This is a genomic window from Mycoavidus cysteinexigens, assembly GCF_003966915.1.
In the GTDB taxonomy this organism is placed as follows: Bacteria; Pseudomonadota; Gammaproteobacteria; order Burkholderiales; family Burkholderiaceae; genus Mycoavidus; species Mycoavidus cysteinexigens.
This window is the reverse complement of the sequence record NZ_AP018150.1, coordinates 2,309,997-2,332,189: the sequence shown is the minus strand read 5'-3', so window position 1 is coordinate 2,332,189 and position 22,193 is coordinate 2,309,997. Positions and strand designations below refer to the sequence as shown.

At 50.5% G+C, this 22,193-nt stretch carries 18 protein-coding genes; 8 read left to right on the top strand and 10 right to left on the bottom strand.

The annotated features are described in order from the left end of the window. Positions 1-68 precede the first annotated feature (68 nt). Entirely contained in the window at positions 69-2,168 is a 2,100-nt protein-coding gene (gene glyS / locus MCB1EB_RS09875; RefSeq protein WP_045364701.1) for a glycine--tRNA ligase subunit beta, read from the bottom strand. Between the two features lie 27 nt (positions 2,169-2,195). Beyond that, the gene (gene glyQ / locus MCB1EB_RS09870) at positions 2,196-3,137 is read right to left on the bottom strand and encodes a glycine--tRNA ligase subunit alpha (RefSeq protein ID WP_045364706.1); all 942 of its coding nucleotides are present in this window, start codon (positions 3,135-3,137) and stop codon (positions 2,196-2,198) included. 367 nt (positions 3,138-3,504) lie between these two features. Between glyQ and MCB1EB_RS09865 the strand changes: the two genes are divergently transcribed. Beyond that, positions 3,505-4,479, top strand: a complete 975-nt coding sequence (locus tag MCB1EB_RS09865) for an RpnC/YadD family protein (protein WP_126354018.1) — start codon at positions 3,505-3,507, stop codon at positions 4,477-4,479. 15 nt (positions 4,480-4,494) lie between these two features. Here MCB1EB_RS09865 and lnt read toward each other — a convergent pair whose 3' ends face one another. The 5 genes from lnt to miaB all read right to left on the bottom strand — a co-directional run bounded on the left by lnt (position 4,495) and on the right by miaB (position 9,597). Continuing rightward, complete coding sequence (lnt, locus tag MCB1EB_RS09860; RefSeq protein ID WP_045364709.1) at positions 4,495-6,120, bottom strand: apolipoprotein N-acyltransferase; 1,626 nt, start codon at positions 6,118-6,120, stop codon at positions 4,495-4,497. A 7-nt stretch (positions 6,121-6,127) separates the two neighbouring features. Next, positions 6,128-7,000 (bottom strand): CorC family transporter, encoded by an 873-nt coding sequence (locus MCB1EB_RS09855; protein ID WP_045364711.1) that lies wholly within the window; start codon positions 6,998-7,000, stop codon positions 6,128-6,130. 69 nt (positions 7,001-7,069) lie between these two features. Then, the gene (locus MCB1EB_RS09850) at positions 7,070-7,726 is read right to left on the bottom strand and encodes a gamma-glutamylcyclotransferase (RefSeq protein ID WP_045364713.1); all 657 of its coding nucleotides are present in this window, start codon (positions 7,724-7,726) and stop codon (positions 7,070-7,072) included. 15 nt (positions 7,727-7,741) lie between these two features. Further along, on the bottom strand, positions 7,742-8,200 hold the full coding sequence (gene ybeY, locus MCB1EB_RS09845; RefSeq protein WP_045364715.1) for an rRNA maturation RNase YbeY: 459 nt from the start codon (positions 8,198-8,200) through the stop codon (positions 7,742-7,744). Continuing rightward, on the bottom strand, positions 8,197-9,597 hold the full coding sequence (gene miaB / locus MCB1EB_RS09840) for a tRNA (N6-isopentenyl adenosine(37)-C2)-methylthiotransferase MiaB (RefSeq protein ID WP_045364718.1): 1,401 nt from the start codon (positions 9,595-9,597) through the stop codon (positions 8,197-8,199). The genes ybeY and miaB overlap by 4 nt, the downstream gene beginning before the upstream one ends. A gap of 185 nt (positions 9,598-9,782) precedes the next feature. Here miaB and MCB1EB_RS09835 point away from each other — a divergent pair, with 185 nt between their 5' ends. Then, positions 9,783-10,616 carry a ferritin-like domain-containing protein gene (locus MCB1EB_RS09835; RefSeq protein ID WP_081953604.1) on the top strand — a complete coding sequence of 278 codons (834 nt, stop codon included), beginning with the start codon at positions 9,783-9,785 and terminating at the stop codon, positions 10,614-10,616. 8 nt (positions 10,617-10,624) lie between these two features. Here the strand turns inward: MCB1EB_RS09835 and MCB1EB_RS09830 are convergent, their stop codons facing one another. Both MCB1EB_RS09830 and MCB1EB_RS09825 read right to left on the bottom strand, forming a co-directional pair. After that, positions 10,625-11,938 (bottom strand): c-type cytochrome, encoded by a 1,314-nt coding sequence (locus tag MCB1EB_RS09830; RefSeq protein ID WP_045364721.1) that lies wholly within the window; start codon positions 11,936-11,938, stop codon positions 10,625-10,627. Positions 11,939-11,975: 37 nt separating this feature from the next. Beyond that, entirely contained in the window at positions 11,976-12,710 is a 735-nt protein-coding gene (locus tag MCB1EB_RS09825; protein ID WP_026921390.1) for a c-type cytochrome, read from the bottom strand. Positions 12,711-12,990: 280 nt separating this feature from the next. Between MCB1EB_RS09825 and rplU the strand changes: the two genes are divergently transcribed. From rplU to proB, 4 genes are all read left to right on the top strand, one after another. Further along, positions 12,991-13,302 carry a 50S ribosomal protein L21 gene (gene rplU / locus MCB1EB_RS09820; protein WP_026921389.1) on the top strand — a complete coding sequence of 104 codons (312 nt, stop codon included), beginning with the start codon at positions 12,991-12,993 and terminating at the stop codon, positions 13,300-13,302. A 20-nt stretch (positions 13,303-13,322) separates the two neighbouring features. Then, entirely contained in the window at positions 13,323-13,586 is a 264-nt protein-coding gene (gene rpmA / locus MCB1EB_RS09815; protein ID WP_026921388.1) for a 50S ribosomal protein L27, read from the top strand. Positions 13,587-13,822: 236 nt separating this feature from the next. Further along, positions 13,823-14,929 (top strand): GTPase ObgE, encoded by a 1,107-nt coding sequence (obgE, locus tag MCB1EB_RS09810; protein ID WP_045364724.1) that lies wholly within the window; start codon positions 13,823-13,825, stop codon positions 14,927-14,929. Further along, the gene (proB, locus tag MCB1EB_RS09805; protein WP_045364727.1) at positions 14,913-16,055 is read left to right on the top strand and encodes a glutamate 5-kinase; all 1,143 of its coding nucleotides are present in this window, start codon (positions 14,913-14,915) and stop codon (positions 16,053-16,055) included. Before obgE ends, proB begins: the two co-directional genes overlap by 17 nt. Here the strand turns inward: proB and MCB1EB_RS09800 are convergent. Continuing rightward, on the bottom strand, positions 16,052-16,615 hold the full coding sequence (locus tag MCB1EB_RS09800; protein ID WP_081953557.1) for an RNA pyrophosphohydrolase: 564 nt from the start codon (positions 16,613-16,615) through the stop codon (positions 16,052-16,054). The genes proB and MCB1EB_RS09800 overlap by 4 nt on opposite strands. 109 nt (positions 16,616-16,724) lie before the next feature. On the opposite strand from MCB1EB_RS09800, the gene MCB1EB_RS09795 reads away from it, so the two are divergent. Together MCB1EB_RS09795 and MCB1EB_RS09790 are read left to right on the top strand one after the other, a co-directional pair. After that, entirely contained in the window at positions 16,725-18,503 is a 1,779-nt protein-coding gene (locus tag MCB1EB_RS09795; protein WP_045364728.1) for a proline--tRNA ligase, read from the top strand. A 12-nt stretch (positions 18,504-18,515) separates the two neighbouring features. Further along, on the top strand, positions 18,516-19,112 hold the full coding sequence (locus tag MCB1EB_RS09790) for a MarC family protein (protein ID WP_045364730.1): 597 nt from the start codon (positions 18,516-18,518) through the stop codon (positions 19,110-19,112). Positions 19,113-22,193 lie beyond the last annotated feature (3,081 nt).

Sequence of the window (22,193 nt, the reverse complement as noted above, 5' to 3'; positions counted from 1 at the left end):
TCTCATTTTGTGACGGAGTTAGGCTGCGCTAGGTGGCTTGGCGTTAAAGGCCAATAGATATTCATCGACTACCCGGTCGCCAGTTTTGCAAGATCCGCCACGCAATTCATTAGGGCCCAGAGCTGTGCCAGCAGAGCGAGTCGGTTCGTCCGCAAAGCGTTATCTTCTGCGTTCACCATCACCTCATCAAAAAATGTATCGACGTTGGTGCGCAATTGCGCCAGCGTTATCAGTACTTGAGTGTACTGTTGGGCGCTCAATTGGGTTTGTACCACGGGTGCGAGGGTTTCGAGCTGCGCATAGAGGGCTTTTTCGACGGCTTCAATGAGTAAGGCCGGCTGTACTGTGGTAGGGGTCTCGGCGGATTTTTTTAAAATATTCGTAATGCGTTTATTAGCCGCAGCAAGCGCCTGTGCTTCCGGCAGTGCAGCGAATACGCGCACGGCTTCAAGCCGCGCCGGCAGGTCGTCAATTCGCGTTGGCGCATGGCTAAGTACCGCTTCGATTTGATTGGCGTGATAGCCGCGCTCGCGTAATAAACCGCGTAGCCGGTCTAGCAAGAAAACCAATAGCGCAGCAGTTGGATCGGTGACTTCGGGCACAGCAGAAAATGGTGCAAAACCCATGCGTAAAAGTTGCGCCAGATCAAGTGGTAAGGCTTTTTCCAGTACGATGCGCAAGATACCCAGTGCGTGACGGCGTAATGCAAATGGGTCTTTGTCGCCACTCGGCGCAAGCCCAATGCCCCAGATGCCAACCAAGGTTTCAAGTTTGTCGGCAAGCGCTACAATGGTGCTCGTGATTGAGGTTGGCAAGGTGTCGCCGGCAAAGCGCGGCTGATAATGCTCGGCGCAGGCAAGCGCTACTTCCATAGGTTCGCCGTCGTGGCGCGCATAATATTGCCCCATGGTACCTTGCAGCTCGGGAAATTCATTCACCATCGCGGTTAATAAATCCGCTTTTGCCAAACGCGCAGCGCGCGCCACCTGTGTCGGGTCGGCTTTAAGTTGAGAGGCAAGGGCTGTGGCGATGGTTTCGATGCGCTCTACGCGCTGTAATTGCGAGCCCAGCTTATGATGGTAGATAACGTTAGCAAGCTGCGCTACCTTCTCGCTAAGCGGCTTTTTGCAGTCTTGCTCAAAGAAGAATTTTGCATCTGCTAAGCGTGCCTGCACCACGCGCTCATTGCCTTTAATAATTCTCTCAGGAGTGGCAGTTTCAAGATTTGAAACCACTAAAAAACGTGCCTGTAGAGTACCGTTGGCATCGGTGAGGGCAAAATATTTTTGATTTGTTTGCATGGTCAAAATCAGGCATTCTTGCGGCACTGCAAGAAAAGCCGGATCGAACTGGCATAAATACACGGCAGGCCATTCGACGAGTGCGGTGACTTCATCCAATAAAGCCTCGGGTAAGTTAATGTGTGCAGGGCCAGCTTGTTTAAAAAGTTGGCTGTGGATGGTTGCGCGCCGGGTTTCAAAGTGGGTCAGTACGCGACCCTTTTGTTTGAGGGTATCGCTATAGGCATCCGCGTCCATCAGAGTGATTTCATGCGTGGACAAAAAGCGATGCCCTAACGTTGTGCGTCCGGCGTTAAGCCCGAGTGCGCTGACTGGTACCACGGTTGCGCCATGTAAAGCCAGTAGCTTATGCGCGGGCCGCACGAATTGTACGAAAGAACCATCAGGCGCTTGATAGCGCATCATTTTGGGAATCGGGAGTTGGGCTAAGGTCTCATTCAGCGCTATTTGCAATGTATCGCTTAGCACGGCGCCAGGTACCGTACGGTTTAGAAAGAGGGCCTCGGTTTTACCATCGAGGGCGCGCTCAAGTTCGGCTAAGTTTAAATCGGCGACGCCGAGCTTAGCCAGTTTTTTGGTGAGAGCGGGGGTCGCTTGTCCAGCCGCATCAAGTGCAATTGAGATGGGCAGGATTTTCTGGCGCACGAGCTTAGGAGGAGCGGCGCTGCGCACTTGACGGATCACTACCGCTAAACGGCGTGGGCTTGCATGCGGCTCAAAATCAGGAGTCCCAGCAATCAGGTCAGATGCGTTAAGTTTTTCAACTAGGCCGTTGGCGAATGCATCAGCAAGGCGCACCAGCGCTTTGGGTGGCAGCTCCTCGGTGACCAGTTCAATGAGTAAAGTATGGGTAGCGGATTGACTCATGGGGGCGTGAATAAATACATGGCCCACTTAGGCCGAGGTTGAAATGGGAGTGCGCGTGAGCATCGGGAAGCCCAGTTTCTCACGAGAATCATAATAGGCTTGCGCAATTTGTCGAGACAAGGTTCGGATGCGGCCAATATAGGCGGCTCGCTCAGTCACTGAAATTGCACCGCGTGCATCAAGTAAATTAAATGTGTGAGCCGCCTTCATAATCATTTCATACGCGGGTAGCGCTAATTGGAGTTGAATCAGGCGTTTTGCTTCCGTCTCATAATGGCTAAAAAAGCTAAATAGCAGTTCAACATTCGAATGTTCAAAATTGTAAGTGGACTGCTCCACTTCATTTTGGTGAAAGACATCGCCGTAGGTCAGCGTATGGGGTTTATTTTGAACTCCGTTGGGGTCAGCGCTAGCAGGTGGCGCTTCAGTCCAAACCAGATCGTAGACATTTTCGACTTGTTGCAGATACATCGCGAGCCGTTCGATGCCGTAAGTGATTTCTCCTAACACAGGTTTACAATCGAGACCGCCTACTTGCTGGAAATAAGTAAATTGCGTGACTTCCATGCCATTGAGCCAAACTTCCCAGCCTAAGCCCCAGGCGCCTAAAGTTGGATTCTCCCAATCGTCTTCCACAAAGCGCACATCATTTTGGGTGAGGTCAAGGCCAAGCGCTTTAAGCGAGCCAAGGTATAAGTCAATAATATTTTCCGGCGCGGGTTTTAACACCACTTGATACTGATAGTAATGTTGTAAGCGGTTTGGATTTTCACCATAGCGGCCATCTTTAGGGCGGCGTGATGGCTGGACATAAGCTGCGCGCCAAGGTTCGGGGCCGATGGCGCGCAAAAAAGTAGCCGTGTGCGAGGTGCCCGCGCCTACTTCCATATCGTAGGGCTGCAACAAGGCGCAGCCTTGTGCATCCCAATATGCTTGCAAAGTCATGATGATGTGCTGAAAAGTAAGCATTTAAAAATCCGGACGTTCGTATATCGGCAAGGGCCTAGAAAAGCGCAAAACTCACCACGTTAAGCGGACTCTACCGCAGGTAAGCTAAAACGCTAGATTTTAACGTTTATTGTTTGGCTTGGCGATTTTTGCTTAACTCAAATGCAGCAGGTCAAAGAATTTGATGCTATGTCTTTTGATAGATATGCAATCTAAGCCAAACTGGCTAGAGTAAACGACATCGGTGAAATTGCTGAGAGAGTTAAAAATAAGCCAGTGTCGGGTGCCGTATGCAGAGTTGTTTCACGCGTTTTTAAAACGGTCAAGGGCGCAACAGCAGTGAGCCGGATCGATTTTAAATAGATGGATTTCAATTTAAAGGATTGTCATGGCTGCACAATTAGCTAATCCACCCTTTCACGCAGATGCGGCGTGGAAGAACGCACTGAATGCGTATTTCCCAGAATTTATGCAGTTTTTCTACCAAGAACTGGCGCAAAAAATTGCTTGGGAAGCGAAATACGAAATGCTCGACCAAGAATTACAACGCTTCACTGAAAAGAGCCAAATCGGCAAACGGCTGGTCGATAAACTGATCAAAGTACGTTTAAAAAATGGCGTGGAGTGTTATTTGCTGCTGCATATTGAAGTGCAAGGCAATTATGTAACAGGCTTTGCGCAAAGATTATTTGAATACTTTTATCGTCTGCATGAACGTTATGGTCAGTGGGCATTGACGCTGGTGATTTTGGCTGATGATCGCACTGGCTGGCGACCTCAGGATTTTTCGATCCAAGCATGCGGCTATCAAGTGAACCGCTTTCAGTTTCTGACGAGCAAGCTACTCGATTATCGCGGTCAAGAAAAAGGGTTGTTAGCGCAGGCAAATCCTTTTGGCATGATGGTTGCAGCGCACCTTGCTGCGTTGCAAACGCGGACTGACCCGAACGCGCGTTACCGGCATAAATATCGGTTAACGCGCTTTCTTTACGAAAAAGGCATGGCGCGCGAAAGCATACTCAACCTTTATCGGTTTATTGATGCCGTCTTAACCTTGCCCAAAGAGTTTGAAATTATCTATAATAGTTCAATTAAACAATTTGAGAAGGAGTCTGAAATGGAATATGAATATATTACGAGTGCTGAGCGTATTGGTATGGAGCAAGGGGTTAAAGAAGGACTTGAAAAAGGTCGACAAGAAAACAGGCAGATATTGAGTAATTTGTTGATAGCCCAACTACAGTGTAAGTTTAAAAACTTAGCCGAACCTTATCTGCAGAAATTGAATGAAGCCGATGTAGATACTTTGCGTCAATGGGGCGAACGGATTTTTATGGCGCAAACACTTGATGAGGTTTTTTAAAATTAAAGCACCATATCAGCGAATATACGGCACCTTGATGCGTTGTGCGGCAAAAAGCGCGAGTAGCGCAAGCGAAACAATCAATACGGGCATATTCCCATAAGTAATATAGGGTGTGGCTCCGACTCTGCCCTGCACACGCGCCTCAAGTGAACCAACGCTGAAAGTTGCTAATTTTTTTTCAACCCGGCCGTCAGGGCCAATGATTGCGGTGGCTCCGGTATTGGTTGCGCGTAGCACTGGGCGGCCGGTTTCAAGTGCGCGCATTTGTGCAATTTGTAAGTGTTGGTCAAGCGCAATGGTGTCGCCAAACCAGGCGAGGTTGGTTGCATTGACGAGGATGCCCGCTGGTATTGGAGTTCGACGTAAAGTACGGGCAATTTCCTCGCCGAAAATATCTTCATAACAAATATTGAGCGCCAACGGCTGTGCACCAACGAAAAAAGGCTGCTGAATTGCCGCTCCACGCGCGAAATCGCCTAGTGGGATCTTCATCAGTTCAACAAACCAGTGAAAGCCCCACGGAATGAATTCGCCAAATGGTACGAGGTGGTGTTTGTTGTAGCGGTAAAGAATGGGTGAACGTGGGGTGACCCCAAGCAGACTATTGGTTAAATCAACCGGACCCGTGGGCGTGAGAGTTGCGCCGACTGAACCGAAAATGATTGCAGAACCGGTTTTGTCAGCAAAATCTCGTATCGTGTTGGCAAAAGATTCGGGTATATCTTCCTCTAGAACAGGGATTCCAGTTTCGGGCGTGATGATTAAGTCAGCCGGTTGGGCGGTGATAAGTTCTTGATAGAGCGCAATAGCCATATCAATGCCTTGCTGCTCAAATTTGATTTCTTGCTGTACATTCCCTTGCAAAAGACGCACGGTAAGAGGCGCGTGAGGGGCCGGCTTTGTCCAAGTAATTTGGGTCGTGGCAATACCTCCAGTGATACACGTGACAAGCATGATCAAAGGCGCTAGCAGAGCCCATTTGCACCGCCTAGATGCAGCCATAAACGTTTGTCCGATAAGTGCAGCGTTAAAAGCCAGCAGCCAACCTACCCCATAGACGCCAATGACTGCAGCATAACCCGCGAACGGACCTGCAACTTGTGCATAACCGCTGGCTAGCCATGGGAAGCCAGTAAGCACCACGCCGCGCAACCATTCACTGAGAGCCCATGCGCTGGCAAACGCTAGGCTACTGCGCCAGGGAATGAGGGGGGGAGTGGTCGCTACATCTGAGCGCGCAGCACCGCAAAAATACCATAGAGCCGCCGCCAAGATCGGCCAGGCGGCTAGATACAAAGCGAATAAAATCAGAGCTGAGAGCGCGATTATAGCGGGCATGCCGCCATACACGTGCATACTGATATAGAGCCAAAATACGCCGCTCACAAAATGGCTAAAGCCGAATGCGCCGGCACTGGCTAAAGTGGCGCACAGTGTGCGCCGATTGGCAAGCAGTGCAAAAAAACAGGTCAAAGTGACGATTTCAAGCCAACCACCATATGGGGTAGGCGCGAATGATAAGGTATGAGCCAGCCCAGCTAATAGCGCGAGAAATAGGGGCCAGGGCTCTCGCCAATCTGGCGTAGCGCGTGGTTGAGCTAGCCGCGTTAGAATTAAAGCGCGGCAACTGCCAGCCATAGGGGGCTTAATGGCGTTCAGTCTCGGATGGGGCTGTCTGCGGCGTACGGCGCACAAGCAGCATATGCACCTGGCGCGCGTCGCTACGCAAAACTTCAAAGATCAGGTTATCGATGCGCACTGTTTCGCCACGATGCGGCACACGGGCAAAGCGATGGGTAATTAAGCCGCCAATCGTATCGACTTCTTCATCACTATATTGCGTGCCAAAGAATTTATTGAATTGCACAATTTCAGTCAGAGCGCGGACCCGGCAGCGGCCATCTGGTGAGCCAATGATATTATCTTCTTCTTCCTCGAAATCGTATTCATCTTCAATATCTCCAACGATCTGTTCAAGCACATCCTCGATCGTAATTAAGCCGGCGATACCGCCATATTCGTCAACCACCATGGCAATATGATTGCGGTTTACTCGGAAATCGCGCAGTAGCACATTCAGAGGCTTCGATTCAGGAATAAAAACCGCCGGGCGCAGCATCCCGCGCACATCAAAATCCTCTTCGGCATAAAAGCGTAGTAGATCCTTCGCCAGTAGAATGCCGATCACATGATCCCGGTTACTTTCATAGACCGGATAGCGCGAATGCTCTTTTTCAAGAACGAAGGGAATAAAGGTTTCTGGACTATGCGCAATATTGATCGCATCTATTTGCGCACGTGGCACCATAATGTCGCGCGCGCATAAATCGGTTACTTGAAAGACCCCTTCGATCATTGACAGCGAATCTGCATCGATTAGATTGCGGTTATGTGCATCTTGGAGGACTTCGAGTAGTTCGCTACGCGAATCAGGTCCAGGAGAAATAAGATCCGTTAGACGCTCAAGCAATGAGCGAGGTTTGCTGGCGAATTTGCGACTGGGGGAGACATCGTTCATAGGGATGCGTTGCAGTTATAGGCTACGCGTAAAAGTAAAAATCGTAAAAATAAAAGCTAAAAGGATACACTACTCCTCCGCTTTTTTACATTGACAACGCTTGAGCAGTGCTTCCAACGTCCGGTCAGGGATGCCGCTCGCGCGTAGCGCTTCCACTGTGCGCGCTACGTAATCAAGCGTTGTGCCGCAGCGGCCTTGAGCGCGTTCAAAAGCGGTGCGTACAATATGATCTGGCAGGCGTCCAGCGTACGTAGGTTTATCGCGGTGCATCGCAAAGGTGAGGGCGCGCACACGGCGGCCATCGTGGAGTTGGCAGGTGAGCCAAACGGGACGGTAGGAACCCATCGCCATTTCACGTTGCCACAGTTTTTCTAAATAAGTCATGGCGCCATCGGTGGCGATTCTAAGAGCCTGGCCAGCGCATGAGCCGCCCCGGTCAAGCGCGAGCACGAGGCCCGGGATCTGCGGCGTGCCGCGGGTGAGGCAAGACCACAAATATAGCCCGCGATGATAGCCATAGACACGGGCGTTGCATGCTTCGGCAGCGGGCAAATCAGGCTTCCAGATCAGCGAGCCATAGGCGAAAAGCCAGAGGTCGGAGGTTCGATCCCAGTGTTGCAGCGAAGTGTGTAGCGAATGCTCCAGTTCTTCACTGGTGAGAGGGCAGACTTCGCCCAGCAGTGATGGGTAAGCTGGCGTAGCAGGCGCATTACTTGGTTGGTTCATCATTTGCAGTATTTATTAGCAATATGGGTTATCAAAGCCAAGTTTGGCCAGCAGTTCGGTTTCCAAGGTTTCCATAATCAATGCTTCCTCGTCAGCGTCATGTTGATAACCTTGCGCATGTAAAACTCCGTGCACAATCAGGTGAGCGTAATGCGCCGCCAGCGGTTTTTTGTGTGCGCTGGCTTCCTGCTCAATGACTGGGCAGCATAGCGCTAAGTCGGCAGTGACAGGGTCACCCAGGTTTTCTGCATAATTAAAAGTCAAAACATTGGTTGCATAATCTTTGTTGCGCCAAGTGCGATTCAGCATTCTGCCTTCTTCTTCGTCTACAAAGCGTAACGTCAGAATAGCATCGGCAAAAAGCGCGGTCTTAATCCAGTGTATGAGCGTAGCGCGTGGCAGTAACGCTTGATGCGATGCGCTGTTGCTGGCAACGAATTGTACGGTAAGTTGCAGGCGATGGGCTCGTTTCATGATGTCACGAGTTTGCCGCGTAGAGAGTTCGTATAAGCATCTTCGATGACTAATTCAAGGCTTTGCCCAATCAGACGTTGATGCGTGTGAAAGGGCGCTGGAAAGTTGACGACGCGGTTATTTTCTGTGCGCCCGCAAAGCTCAGCCGGATTTTTGCGCGAGGGTCCTTCCACTAATATGGCTTGGGTAGTGCCGACCATGGCGGCGCTGATTTTTTGCGCATTGGCTTCAATCGCCGCTTGTAAGCGTTGCAAGCGCGCCAACTTAATTTCATGGGGCGTATCATCCGCTAAATTGGCGGCCGGAGTGCCAGGACGGGGACTATAAATAAATGAAAAACTCGTGTCGTAGCCGATTTCGTCAACCAACGCCATCAGTTGTTTAAAATCCGCCTCGGTTTCGCCTGGAAAGCCGACGATAAAATCCGTCGAAAGTGAAAGATTGGGGCGAATCGCGCGTAAGCGGCGCACAATGGATTTATATTCAAGTACGGTATAGCCGCGCTTCATGGCGGCCAGGATGCGGTCAGAGCCATGTTGCACAGGTAAATGCAAATGATCGACCAGCTTAGGCGTGCTGGCGTACGCATCAATTAAGCGTTGGCTAAATTCTTTGGGGTGGGACGTCGTAAAGCGGATACGTTCAATCCCGGGAATCTCGGCAACATATTCAATTAAAGTAGCAAAATCTGCGGCTTCAAAGGGTTCTGTTTCTGCCGCGGAAGCTACTTTAGGCTCACCTAGCGGATTGTGCCAAAGCCCCCGATAAGCATTCACATTTTGGCCTAGCAGCGTGACCTCGCGCACGCCTTGGTCAGCCAGGCCGGCGATTTCAGTTAAGACATCAGGCAATGGCCGCGAGACTTCATCGCCGCGGGTATAGGGTACGACACAGTAGCTACAATATTTGCTGCATCCTTCCATAATCGACACGAAAGCGCTCGGGCCGTTGACCTGAGCCGGTGGCAGATGGTCGAATTTTTCGATTTCTGGAAATGAAATATCGACCTGAGCGCGGCCCGTGCGGCGGCGTTGTTCGATCATATTGGGGAGTCGATGTAACGTCTGTGGTCCAAAGACCAGATCGACATAAGGTGCGCGGGCCACAATCGCTTTACCTTCTTGGCTTGCCACGCAGCCGCCGACACCAATAATAAGATCCGGTTTGGCCTCTTTTAGAATGCGTGCGCGACCTAAGTCTGAGAAAACCTTCTCTTGCGCTTTCTCGCGTACCGAACACGTATTAAATAAAATAATATCAGCTTCTTCGGCCGAGGTCGTTTTAACCAATTCTTGCTCGAAAAGGTCAGTTGCGTTTGTCAGTACATCGGCCATTTTGTCAGAATCATATTCATTCATCTGACAGCCGAAAGTTTTAATATAGACTTTCTTGGTCATAAAAAAGCGCCGTTCTCAGAGGTAAAAACTGGGGGCGGTTAGAGCTGGCGCTTAACTGCATTTTTTATACATGAACTAAACTAGATATTGATAACGCAGCCGCACCAGGGCATATTTGCACAAAGCGCGTATTATAACTGCCTATTGGTTTAATGTAGAGGAGTCGGATTTTGGAGAGTCAGAAAATACAAGCGGATGAAATTGATCGGGTGACGCTGCCATGGCGCGTTGAGGATATCGACTTTAGCCAAATTAATTATACTGCGGTGCGGGCCAGCGAAGAGTTGATGCTCTTGTTGTGCGCGTCATCGTTTATCGAAAGTGGCTCTGATTTATATACTAAAAATTTAGTCGATTACTTCGGTGAGGATGCGGAGGTGTCCGAGTGGCTTAGGAAGCACTGGGAGCATGAAGAATTGCAGCACGGTCGCGCGCTTAAAGCGTATATTCACCATGTTTGGCCGCAGTTTGACTGGGATCGTGCATTTGCGAATTTCTTTGCTGAATATTCCAAATTGTGCACCGTAGACGAATTCGAGAAAACGCATGCCCTTGAGATGGTGGCGCGTTGTGTGGTTGAAACGGGCACGGCTACGTTGTATCGAGCGATCAATGAGTGCTCAAATGAACCGGTACTCAAAAAAATCACCCATAATATCCGCACAGATGAAGTGCGGCACTATAAATACTTTTTCAAATATTTTAAGAAATATAATGAAACTGAGCGAAATAGCCGCTGGACTGTACTGCGCGCACTGGTGCGGCGGCTCTTAGAAATTCGTAATGATGATACGGAAATTGCGTTGCGCCATGTACTGGCGATCCGTTATCCACAGCAGGCGGGCGACTTAGCTTATGCGCGGCAAATGAATGCGCGCGTGAATAAACTAGTTCGCCGTCACCTATCAGCGGATATGTGCCTGAAGATGCTGCTTAAGCCGCTTGATCTGCCGGCGCGTATTCTGCCAAGCGTGCATTATCCGTTGACCAAGCTCACGCAACACCTATTTTTTCGCTAAGCAGGTGGTTAGAGTGGCGCCGAGCGCAAGTCATTGACCTGTTGCGGCGATACTGGCGTACCGTGGTTGTTCCATGCCATGCGGATATAGGTGACCACCGCCGCGACTTCCGCGTCAGACAGATGCTGAGCAAAGGGCGGCATTCCGTATGGGCGCGGATTATTGGTGGTGGAGGGCGGGTAGCCGCCATTGAGCACCATCCGAATGGGGTTAACCGCTGAGTGCATTTGAATCGACTGATTGCTCGCTAGCGGTGGATAGGCTGGGGGTTGCCCGCGCCCGTCTGCTTCATGGCAGCTTGCGCACTGTTGGACATAGATTTTTTCGCCTTGGGCAAAAAGCTTTGCGCCAAATGCCGCTGAGGTAACTAGCTGCACAGGTTCAGGCGGCTCGCCCTTTTGTGGCAATGATTTTAAATACACCGACATCGCGCGGATATCTGCATCAGAGAGATATTGCAAGCTATTATGCACGACCTCAGCCATTGGCCCAAAAACCGCGCCGCGTTGCGAGACGCCGGTTTTTAACAGATCGTCAATATGCTGGAGATTCCAATCGCCCAGTCCAGTTTCTTTGTTTGAGGTTAATGAAGGCGCATACCAATTCTGCAGCGGAATTAACCCTCCGCCAAAGGCTGCGCTTTGGTCGGAACCGCCCAGCGCATTAATGCTGGTATGGCACATTGCGCAATGACCTAAGCCTTCAACCAGATACGCACCGCGATTCCACTCAACGGATTGCTTTGGATCGGGTTTAAAGTCGCCTTCAGAGAAAAAAAGCGTGCGCCACCCGATTAGGAGGCTGCGATTATTGAACGGAAAGCGCATTTCATTAGGCCGGTTCGGTTGCTTAATTGCTGGCACTGAACGGAGATATACGTAGATTGCGTCGGAATCGTCGCGGGTCACCTTAGTATAGCTGGTAAACGGAAAGGCGGGATAGAGCAAGCTGCCGTCTTTGGAGCGCCCGTTGTGCATAGCGCGATAAAAATCGTCTGAACTCCAAGTGCCGATCCCAGTTTCATTATCCGGGGAGATATTGGGCGTATACAGAGTGCCAAATGGCGTAGGCATAGGGAGGCCGCCGGCAAACTGTTGGCCGCCGCGTACCGTATGGCAAGCGATGCAATCTCCTGCGCGCGCCAGATAATGGCCGCGCTCGATCACTTCCGCCTGCTTCTCGGGCGTTATTATCGTAGGTGCGTTGTGACTAACTGCCGGTTTACTGTTTTGCCAGAATATGGGAAGCAGCACAATCGCTGTAACGAATATGAGCGCTGCGACTGCGCCGGCTAACAATCCAAATAAGGTCTTGCGTTGCATGCTGAGTTCCTTGATTTTCTGAAATGGCGCTTTTAACTCAGTGAGGCTGGCTGCCGCAAGTGAGCGGCAGTTTGAGCGAGCCTGCTGGAGCGGGAGTGGCGTCGGGCGGCGCTGGCTGCATCGCAAGCCAGGTAGAGACCGCGCGAATATCGGCGTCAGAGAGCTGGATGGCAACCGTATGCATGCAATCGGGCGCAGCCGCATGGCGTACCCCTGAGCGCCATGCGCCAAGCTGCGCGCTGATGTAATCAGCGTGTAAGCCCACTAAACCTGGAATGGCGGGCTCCGCCCCAGTCAGTTTTGCACCATGGCAGGCAATGCAAGCGGGTACGTTTTTAGCCCGGTCGCCCTCTAACGCAATTTTTTTGCCTTGCGCAAGCATTGACTGCGATATCTTAGAAGGCTCAGGCGTTGGATAAGGCGGCCGCAGATTGGCGTAATACACTGCGATTTCGCGTAAATAATCATCAGAAAGATACGTCACGAGGTAATTCATCGGCGCATATTTACGCCGTCCCTCACGAAAATGCTTCAACTGATTGTATAGGTAATCGGCTGGTTTGCCGGCTAAACGAGGAAAGTAGTCGTTGTCGGTGCCTTCCCCTTGATTACCATGACAGATGGCGCAGGCTTGTACGCGCGCAGCAATTGTATCTGGGGCTTGTGGCGTTGGAATTTCAGCGTGCGCGCTATTGAATAACCCGCCGCTACTGATTAGCAAGGCCGCTAAGATGCGGTGAAAAATATGTTTTAAAGCCACCCGGGACTCCATTTGTATCAATAGGGGTAGACTAGATTTTATCTAGCCGACGGATATGATAATTCTTTGTGGCGGGTATTTTATCATTGAGTGATTCAGTTGCTAAATAGAGTTGTGGTAGATGCGCCTAAGGTTTTTTATAAAAGATAAAGCCGGCATGGCCGGATGTGTTTGACCGTCCGTCCTAATTTGTCTTTTTGACTCCTTTTTCAGATCACGTTACAATAGCGCGTTTTTCGCGTTCAAGAAAGGCGAAGAAACTAAACGTTTAATTTATTCATGAGGTACAACAATGTACGCGGTCATAAAAACCGGTGGCAAGCAATATAAAGTTGCGGCCGGTGAAAAATTGAAAATAGAACAGATACCGGCAGACATTGGCGCAGAAGTGACTCTCGACCAGGTATTAGCAATTGGCGAAGGCGAATCAATCCGATTCGGCGCGCCACTGGTGAGTGGAGCTAGCGTCAAGGCTACCGTGGTTGCCCAAGGGCGGCATCAGAAGGTTACCATCTTCAAAATGCGCCGTCGCAAGCACTATCAAAGGCATGCTGGCCATCGGCAGAACTATACCGAAGTGCGCATTGACGCAATTAACGGTTAAAGCGGTCTAAGGAGTTACTCATGGCACACAAAAAAGCAGGCGGGTCATCACGTAATGGCCGCGACTCAGAGTCAAAACGGCTTGGCGTTAAGGTATATGGCGGCCAAGCAATCAATGCAGGCGGCATTATTGTGCGCCAGCGCGGAACGCGTATGCATCCAGGCGAGAATGTTGGCATTGGTAAAGATCACACGCTGTTTGCGTTGACTGATGGTCACGTACGCTTCACGATTAAAGGTAAAGCGAGCAAAAAGATGGTCAACGTGGTTGCCGTAGCTGCTTAACGCAGATCACGTTATCATCCGGTTTTTCCGGCTCAATGCAAAAGGCTCCGCCAGTAGGTGGGGCCTTTTGCATTAATGCAGTCAACATAATCCGTGGCGGGTTGTACTGTAGCGAGTCGCCCCGCGAGGCGTAGGCGGGCCAAATGATGCAAACTATGGTCAATTTTAGAACTACAATGGATTGGTAACCTATTTTTTTAGGTGCATGGGTAATTAAAGCGGATTGAATAAAAGCAATGAAATTCATTGATGAAGTAAAGATAGAAGCCTTCGGTGGCGATGGTGGTAACGGCAGCGCATCGATGCGGCGCGAGAAATTCATCCCATTTGGCGGGCCGGATGGGGGGGATGGTGGGCGAGGCGGCAGTATCTATGCTATTGCCGACCGTAACATTAATACTTTGATTGATTACCGCTATGCTAAAAAGCATCAGGGGGGCAGAGGCCAGAACGGGCGTGGCGCGGATTGTTATGGAAAAAGCGGCGAAGATATTACGCTGCGCATGCCTGTGGGTACGATCATTACGGATCTTAACACCGGCGAAACCATTGCTGATCTGACTGAGCATGAACAGCGCGTCACGCTTGCTCAAGGCGGGAGTGGCGGGTTAGGTAACCTTCATTTTAAATCAAGCACGAATCGCGCGCCGCGCCAAAAGACCGAAGGCAAAGAGGGCGAATATCGCCTGCTTCGCTTGGAATTGAAAGTCTTGGCGGATGTCGGCCTATTAGGTATGCCGAATGCGGGTAAATCGACTTTTATCGCGTCAGTTTCCAATGCTCGCCCAAAAATAGCCGACTATCCATTTACCACGCTTGCACCTAATTTAGGCGTGGTGCGGGTTGGTCCTAGTAAAAGTTTTGTGATTGCGGATATTCCAGGCCTGATTGAGGGCGCCGCTGAAGGGGCTGGACTCGGCCATCGTTTTTTGCGGCATTTGCAGCGCACTAGCGTGTTATTGCATTTAGTGGATATAGCGCCTTTTGATGAAGGCGTAGATCCGGTTGCAGAAGCACAGGCGATTGTGAATGAGCTGCGTAAATACGATGCGGAGCTTTATGCTAAGCCGCGTTGGTTGGTGCTTAACAAAATTGATATGCTGCCAGAAGATTTGCGCGCGGCGCGGATTGCAGAATTTGTGCAGCGTTTTGGCTGGGAAGGGCCGGTGTTTGGCATTTCTGCGCTGAATGGGCAAGGATGTGAAGCACTGACTTATGCCGTTTATGATTATCTGGCCAAGTATGGACCCGCTGGCCGCGCTGCTGAAGCAGCGCAACTAGCGCAGGATGCGCGTTTTCGGGACGGGGCGCCAATCGATGACGACGATGCAGGCGCTCTCTAAGCCTGCATCCCAGCCGGCGCTTGCTGCCGCCAAACGCTTGGTGGTTAAGGTAGGCTCAAGCCTAGTTACCAATGACGGGCGTGGACTTGACCATAGCGTGATGCGGAGCTGGGCTGAGCAAATCGCGGATTTGCGCAGGCTTGGCAAAGAAGTGGTGCTGGTGAGTTCAGGCGCGATTGCCGCAGGGATGCAACGTCTTGGTTGGAGCCGCCGTCCGCGTGAGATCGACGAATTGCAGGCCGCCGCTGCAGTCGGCCAAGTCGGGTTGGCGCAAGCGTATGAAAGCCACTTCAACGCGCATCAGTTGTGTAGTGCGCAAATTCTTTTGACGCATGCTGATTTGGCCGAGCGTGAACGTTATTTAAATGCTCGTTCGACCCTGCTGACCCTATTGCGGCTAGGAGTGGTACCGATTATTAATGAAAACGATACCGTCGTGACCGATGAAATTAAATTCGGCGATAACGATACACTAGGCGCTTTAGTCACCAATCTCATCGAGGCGGATGCGCTGATCATTTTGACTGATCAGCGTGGTTTGTATACAGCTGACCCGCGGCAGGGCGCAAATGCGACTTTCGTTGCGGTTGCAGAGGCTGGCGATCCGGCCCTTGAAATCATGGCGGGAGGTGCGGGAACGCAGCTTGGCCGGGGTGGCATGCTGACTAAAATACTTGCTGCTAAGCGGGCCGCGCATAGTGGGGCAGGCACGGTGATTGCAAGTGGACGCGAACCCGATGTGCTAACCCGGCTAGTAGCGGGTGAAGCTATCGGCACTCAACTGACTGCGCGCACGCCGCGCATGGCTGCGCGTAAACAATGGATGGCGGATCATTTGCAAGTGCGCGGTCATGTGGTCGTAGATGACGGCGCATGCACTAAGCTGAAGCAAGAGGGGAAAAGCCTGCTGCCAATCGGTATTCTGAAAGTACAGGGCGTGTTTGCGCGTGGTGAAGTGATTGCGTGCTTAAGTCCAGCGGGCCAAGAAGTGGCGCGCGGACTCACCAATTATAGCAGTGCCGAAGCGCGGCTGATTCAGCGTCGACCCAGTAGCGACATTGAAGCTATCCTGGGTTATATGCTGGAGCCTGAGCTGATTCATCGCGACAATCTTGTCTTGAGTTAACCTGCTCCGCTGCGCGAGGGTTGGCATCCGTTTTCTACTAGGGTGGATGGTGTCGCATCGATTAGCCGATTCTCTGCGCGTGCGGGCAAATGGTGGATAAAGCGCGCTAACTCAACTAACGCCAGTTGATACACGTCGCGTTTAAATTCAATCACCGCCTCGCGTGGTACCCAATACTGATGCCAGCGCCAAGCGTCGAATTCTGGGTGTCCGGTGGCGCGTAAGCAAATATCGCAGTCGCGCCCGACCATGCGCAACAAAAACCAAATTTGTTTTTGCCCACGATAATGGCCACGCGCTTCGCGCTTAATATATTTGTCTGGCACCTCATAACGCAACCAGTCGCGTGTGCGGCCGAGGACTTTGACATGTTCGGGTTTTAGGCCAATTTCTTCATATAACTCCCGATACATTGCTTGTATTGGAGTTTCGCCATAGTGGATGCCGCCTTGCGGGAATTGCCAAGAATGCTCGCGGATCCGTTTGCCCCAAAACACGTCATTGCGTGCGTTTAAGAGAATGATGCCGACGTTTGGACGAAAGCCATCGCGATCCAGCATACAACTACCCTTGAATCCTTTAAAATAACGCGATTATAAACAATCGCAGGCGCAGTGCACGATCTTAGTCTACTGTGCTTGTTTTTAACCCTACTGCTGGGAAATTTAAATGAAGGCCTCTGGTTTTTTTATCCATACACTTAAAGACGCGCCTGCCGATGCGGAGATTGTCAGTCATCAGCTTATGCTGCGCGCGGGCATGATTCGGCGTATCGCGGGTGGTATTTATACCTATATGCCACTGGCTTTACGTTCGGTGCGTAAAATTGAAGCGATCGTCCGTGAGGAGATGAACCGAGCCGACGCGCTGGAATTGCTGATGCCTGCCGTACAGCCTGCTGAACTATGGCAAGAATCGGGGCGTTGGGCGCAATATGGGCCGGAGTTGCTGCGCTTGAAAGATCGCCATCAGCGCGATTTTGTGATTGGGCCTACGCATGAAGAAGTCATCACGGATATTGCCCGTAAGGAAATTAAGAGTTATCGGCAAATGCCGGTGACTTTTTATCAAATCCAAACCAAATTTCGCGATGAAATTCGTCCCCGCTTTGGGGTGATGCGCGGCCGTGAATTTATCATGAAAGATGCGTATTCGTTTGACCAGGATAAGGCCGGCTTAGAGCGTTCATACCAGAAAATGTATGCAGCTTATGAACGTATTTTTAAGCGACTTGGCTTAGTGTTCCGGGCGGTGGCGGCTGATAATGGCTCGATAGGCGGGTCAGGCTCGCATGAATTCCATGTGATTGCGGACACCGGCGAAGACAGCATTGCTTATTGCCCAACGTCGGACTACGCTGCCAACGTTGAAGCAGCTGATGCACTGCCATTAATTGAGCAACGCGCCGCGCCGCAAGAGACCCTGACTAAGGTGGCTACACCGGCTGCAGAAAAATGTGAAAGTGTCGCTGCGCTGCTTGGCGTTCCGCTGGAGCGTACAGTTAAATCGATTGTGCTGGCTATCGACGCCCCCGCGCAGGCTGAGGCTAATCCACTCACAGCTAAGCAAAATGGCGCTGCAGCGCCGCACATTTGGTTGTTGCTATTGCGTGGCGATCATACGCTGAATGAAGTGAAATTGGGCAAACTGCCAGGCGCTACAGGCTATCGCTTGGCGAGTGAGGCGGAAATTATCGAATACTTTGGTGCAGCGCCAGGCTATTTGGGGCCGCTGGGCATGCAAAAGCCGGTCAAAGTATTGGCCGATCGTACGGTCGCTATGATGAGCGATTTTATTGTTGGGGCGAATGACGCGGGCTTTCATTTAACCGGGGTGAATTGGGGCCGTGATTTGCCGGAGCCCATGGTGGCTGACCTGCGTAATGTCGTGGAAGGGGACCCTGCGCCAGATGGGAAGGGGACGCTAGCTATTTGTCGAGGCATTGAGGTAGGACACGTTTTTCAGCTTGGCACCCGTTATTCAGAGGCATTGAACGCGACCTATCTGGATGAATCAGGGAAGGCGCAGCCTGTGGTAATGGGATGTTATGGCATTGGCATTACCCGCATTCTGGGTGCGGCTATCGAGCAAAATTTCGATGCGCGCGGCATCCTCTGGCCGGAGGCGATGGCGCCGTTTGAGATCGTTATCTGTCCGATTGGCTATGAGCGTAGCGAAACGGTACGGGTGGCGGCACAACGCTTATATGCAAGTTTGCTTGAGATGGGCATTGATGTGATTTTAGACGATCGCGGCGAGCGTCCAGGGGTCATGTTTGCGGATTGGGAGCTGATCGGGGTACCGCACCGGCTGGTGATTAGCGAGCGCAGTCTTAAAGAGAGCAAGTGTGAATATCAAGGGCGGCGAGAGGCCCAACCGATATTCATGGATAGTTTGGCGGCAGCAGAAATTGTCGCCGCTAAAATTCGAGCAGCGCTTGAAGATTAAAAGGAAAAGATTGTGCAATATGATTTTTTGACAGCAACCATTTTATTGATTTTGATTGTTGATCCGCTGGGTAATATTCCGATTTTTATTAACGCGCTACGCAACGTTGCGGCCGAGCGGCGCGGATGGGTCGTATTGCGTGAAGTTGGCATTGCTTTTATGACGTTGCTGATTTTTCTGCTGCTGGGCGAGCACTTTTTGCGTTTAATGCATTTGACGGATATATCGTTGCAATTGGCGGGCGGCATTATCTTGTTTTTAATTGCGCTGCGCATGGTTTTTCCGGCAGCCGACGATCGCATGAATTTGGAGGTGGTGGGTGAACCGTTGATTGTGCCACTGGCGATTCCCGCCCTGGCTGGGCCCTCCGCAATGGCGACGGTTATGTTGCTCTCTTCTCAGGGGCCTGGACAGACCATTGAATGGATTGGCGCATTGACAGTCACCATGGTGGCCTGTGCCTTTGTGTTGATTTTAGCTGAACGGATTCAACGTCTGATGGGGCCGCGCACCGTGATCGCGTTGGAGCGTTTGATGGGGTTGGTGTTAATTGCGATTTCGGTGGAAATGATCCTAGCTGGAATGCGGAGCTTTATTCGCCAACTTTGAAGTCAGCCTAGCCTTGGGCTGAACGCACAAGGCTAGGTGTAACAACCTGCAATCGTGCCGTATTACAATCCCAACCATAGAAAATAACAGGATAACACTATGTTGGATAGCATCTTATCGTCATCGCGGAGCGTGCTCTCGCTACAAGAAACGCTGGATCTCGCGAGCTCTTACTTAGAGACTGCTAGCAAGGCTAAGGATCTCAAGATCGCGTTAGTATTATGCGACGACGCAGAAGCCTCGTTATCCCAGATGAAAAAAGCCGTGAAAAAGGCGCACGCTCCTGAAACCCTAGCAGATCAAACCTTGCGGGATAAAATCGCCACCGTGTATTTTGAGCATGGCAAGGTGTTGGACCAGTTAGGGCAACCCGATAGGGCGCAGGCGAGCTATAAAAAGGCGCAAAAGTGGGGCTATGATGAGACTAAGTCGGCCACTACTATGACTATGCCGGTCATGTCGCTGTTTACGAGCATTGCGCCAACTGTGACTCAGACGGCCACATTGACCTTAATACCTTCCCCGCCATCATCTGCTCATGAAAAAAGCGATCTGGTGGAGTATCTGTTTAAAAAGGCGCTGTTGACGCTGAGTTCCTTAGAAGTGTCGAAGAAACCCAGCCTTTTTTTAGTGTATGCGCACGACAATCCAGATCCAAAGCACGGAGAAGCGAAGGCCTCGACGTCTAAATATTTAATCAATCATTTATCAAAAATCCGAGGCGTGACGCTCTATTCGGATCAAACGCCGATAGGGCAAGCGTATGCAAATTCGGATGAAAATCTGAACGAGGATGGCAAGCTAGAAGACATTTTAACCAATCAACTCTGTTTGCTGCCCCATCAGTTGCGAGCGGATGTTAAACCGGTGGATAAGGTGATTGTGTGTTGTTCTGATGTCTTAGGAAGCTATCTAAAAGGGCAGTCCTATAAAGCGTTTTGTGATGAGCTTAAAATAGCCTATGAAAAAGATCGAGAAGCCTATCATCAAGACAACCAACAAAAGGGTACTACCGCTTTACGTGAGGTAATCAAAAAATTTTCCGAAGAGGAAAAATATAGGGCGGAGTTCCATCATGTATTGACGGAAATGGCTTTTTTGGAAATTCGCGCAAAGTATCGCGAAGGTCAGCACGGGATTATCCCGGTTTCGTTAACGCCCAATAGCTATGACTACTGCCTGAAGGATTTTATTAGATCGACGACGGTGCGGATGGAAGATCCTCTGCGCTTTGATTGGCAAGTACAAAAGGGAGAGGAAGTCTATCTGAACCAAGGTTCACATGGTGTACTGTTTAAGGTGATTGAGCGGCTGTTAGCGGGCAGTAATGAGGCGAAAACGTTTCTGGATAAGTTTTGGACGGGGCACAGCACTGTTATATCCCGTTTAAAGAGTGATTCAAATTTTGGCAAGCTAGAATTTGCGGAGCTCTTAGACGGTATCTTCGATGACATACGGACCACGCTGCACAAGCAATTGGCCTCCACTGTGCAGCAAGAACATGAACAGTTGCAGGTGTTCCGTGCCGACCCTAGGGCCGCGTTGAAAGAACAGTATTCGCTAGCCTTAACGCAAAATGAGGCATTTCAAGAGACCCTAAAGCTATATGTTGAACCGCGCTGCCGAGCGAGTATTAATGGGGAGAGCAAAACCTTTGGCCTCTTACCCCAAGCTCAAGCCTTTCTAAAAGATAAAAAAGTGATTTTGTTGACGGGAGAGTCTGGGGCAGGCAAAACCACCTTCAACCGCCTCCTAGAAAAGCACTTATGGGACCATCAAAAAGCAGACGATGCGATTCCGCTGTTTATTTCACTGCCGAGTATTGACAAGCCTGAGCACGATCTGATTGCCAAAGCATTAAAGAAAAGAGGGCTGTCAGAATTTCAGATCCAGAAATTAAAGAAAGAAAAGTTTGTCTTTATTTTGGACGGCTATGATGAGATTCGCCAGACGCAGAATCTATATGTGAGCAATTCCATCAATAAGTCTGACGGCTGGCAAGGTCAGATGGTGATCAGTTGTCGCAGCGAATATCTGGGCCAGGACTACCAAAGCCGTTTTCAACCGAATCCGATTGAGAAGGATAAAGACACGGCGTTTCAAGAAGTCGTGGTTCTACCGTTTTCAGAAAAAGAGAGCGATCACTATCTCAAAAAATATGTGGAGTACAACCCAACGGGCTGGACGGCACAAGCATACCGAGAAGCTTTCTCCAAACAATCTAATTTAAAAGACTTGGTTAGCAACCCATTTTTGCTGCGGGTGGTGCTAGAAGCGTTACCGTACGTCGAAGAAAAGGGGAAAGCGGGATCTGCGATCCAGTTACGGATGGACCTGTATGATCAGTTCGTCAGACAATGGTTTGAACGCAACCAGCAGCGCTTAAGCACTCAAAATTTAACGGGTACTAAAAAAGAGATCTTTAGCATCCTATCTGACGAAGGATTTGCCCAGCACGGCATTGTATTTGTGCAAGCATTAGCGGTGCAAGTGTATATCGAGAATGCAGGTAAACCGATAGTTGATTATTCGTCGCTCAACGACAAGGGGAGTTGGAAGGATGCCTTTTTCGGTCGAGAAGAAGAAAATCAACTGCTGCGTGAAGTGTGGCCGTTGATCCGAAGTGGGACTGAATACCGTTTTATCCATAAATCGCTGCTGGAATATTTTGTGGCGCGGTCGCTGTTTGAGTCGTTCGATGGGTGTATGGAGGTAAGCGCCCGCCAACGTCGAGGCAGCGCCGCTTCAGTCTATAGTTTTGAAGAGCACGCTGTTTTACCCCCCAAAATGCAGCGGAACCTATCGTTAACGCCAAAGCATTGGATTGGCGATCTGGGTATTGTGCGCTTGTTGACTAATCGCGTGCAGCAAGAGCCCATATTTAAGGAACAGCTGTTAGCGATTATAGAGCGCTCGAAAGCGGATAAAAGCGTACGCCAAACGGCGGCGAATGCCATGACGATTTTGACCAGAGCGGGAGTACAGTTTATTGGTGCTGATTTAAAGGGGATCCAAATACCCGGTGCAGATCTGAGTTTTGGGGTGTTCGATTCAGCGCAGTTGCAGGATGCCGATTTAAGA

Bases quoted from the DNA above. Each gene is read 5' to 3' on its own strand.
- MCB1EB_RS09865 (WP_126354018.1), top strand. From the start codon at position 3,505: ATGGCTGCACAATTAGCTAATCCACCCTTTCACGCAGATGCGGCGTGG.
- MCB1EB_RS09800 (WP_081953557.1), bottom strand. From the start codon at position 16,615: ATGCTGGATCGCGATGGCTTTCGTCCAAACGTCGGCATCATTCTCTTA.
- MCB1EB_RS09795 (WP_045364728.1), top strand. From the start codon at position 16,725: ATGAAGGCCTCTGGTTTTTTTATCCATACACTTAAAGACGCGCCTGCC.
- glyS (WP_045364701.1), bottom strand. From the start codon at position 2,168: ATGAGTCAATCCGCTACCCATACTTTACTCATTGAACTGGTCACCGAG.
- MCB1EB_RS09830 (WP_045364721.1), bottom strand. From the start codon at position 11,938: ATGCAACGCAAGACCTTATTTGGATTGTTAGCCGGCGCAGTCGCAGCG.
- obgE (WP_045364724.1), top strand. From the start codon at position 13,823: ATGAAATTCATTGATGAAGTAAAGATAGAAGCCTTCGGTGGCGATGGT.
- MCB1EB_RS09850 (WP_045364713.1), bottom strand. From the start codon at position 7,726: ATGAACCAACCAAGTAATGCGCCTGCTACGCCAGCTTACCCATCACTG.
- proB (WP_045364727.1), top strand. From the start codon at position 14,913: ATGCAGGCGCTCTCTAAGCCTGCATCCCAGCCGGCGCTTGCTGCCGCC.
- MCB1EB_RS09825 (WP_026921390.1), bottom strand. From the start codon at position 12,710: ATGGAGTCCCGGGTGGCTTTAAAACATATTTTTCACCGCATCTTAGCG.
- rpmA (WP_026921388.1), top strand. From the start codon at position 13,323: ATGGCACACAAAAAAGCAGGCGGGTCATCACGTAATGGCCGCGACTCA.
- ybeY (WP_045364715.1), bottom strand. From the start codon at position 8,200: ATGAAACGAGCCCATCGCCTGCAACTTACCGTACAATTCGTTGCCAGC.
- glyQ (WP_045364706.1), bottom strand. From the start codon at position 3,137: ATGCTTACTTTTCAGCACATCATCATGACTTTGCAAGCATATTGGGAT.
- rplU (WP_026921389.1), top strand. From the start codon at position 12,991: ATGTACGCGGTCATAAAAACCGGTGGCAAGCAATATAAAGTTGCGGCC.
- MCB1EB_RS09855 (WP_045364711.1), bottom strand. From the start codon at position 7,000: ATGAACGATGTCTCCCCCAGTCGCAAATTCGCCAGCAAACCTCGCTCA.
- lnt (WP_045364709.1), bottom strand. From the start codon at position 6,120: ATGGCTGGCAGTTGCCGCGCTTTAATTCTAACGCGGCTAGCTCAACCA.
- miaB (WP_045364718.1), bottom strand. From the start codon at position 9,597: ATGACCAAGAAAGTCTATATTAAAACTTTCGGCTGTCAGATGAATGAA.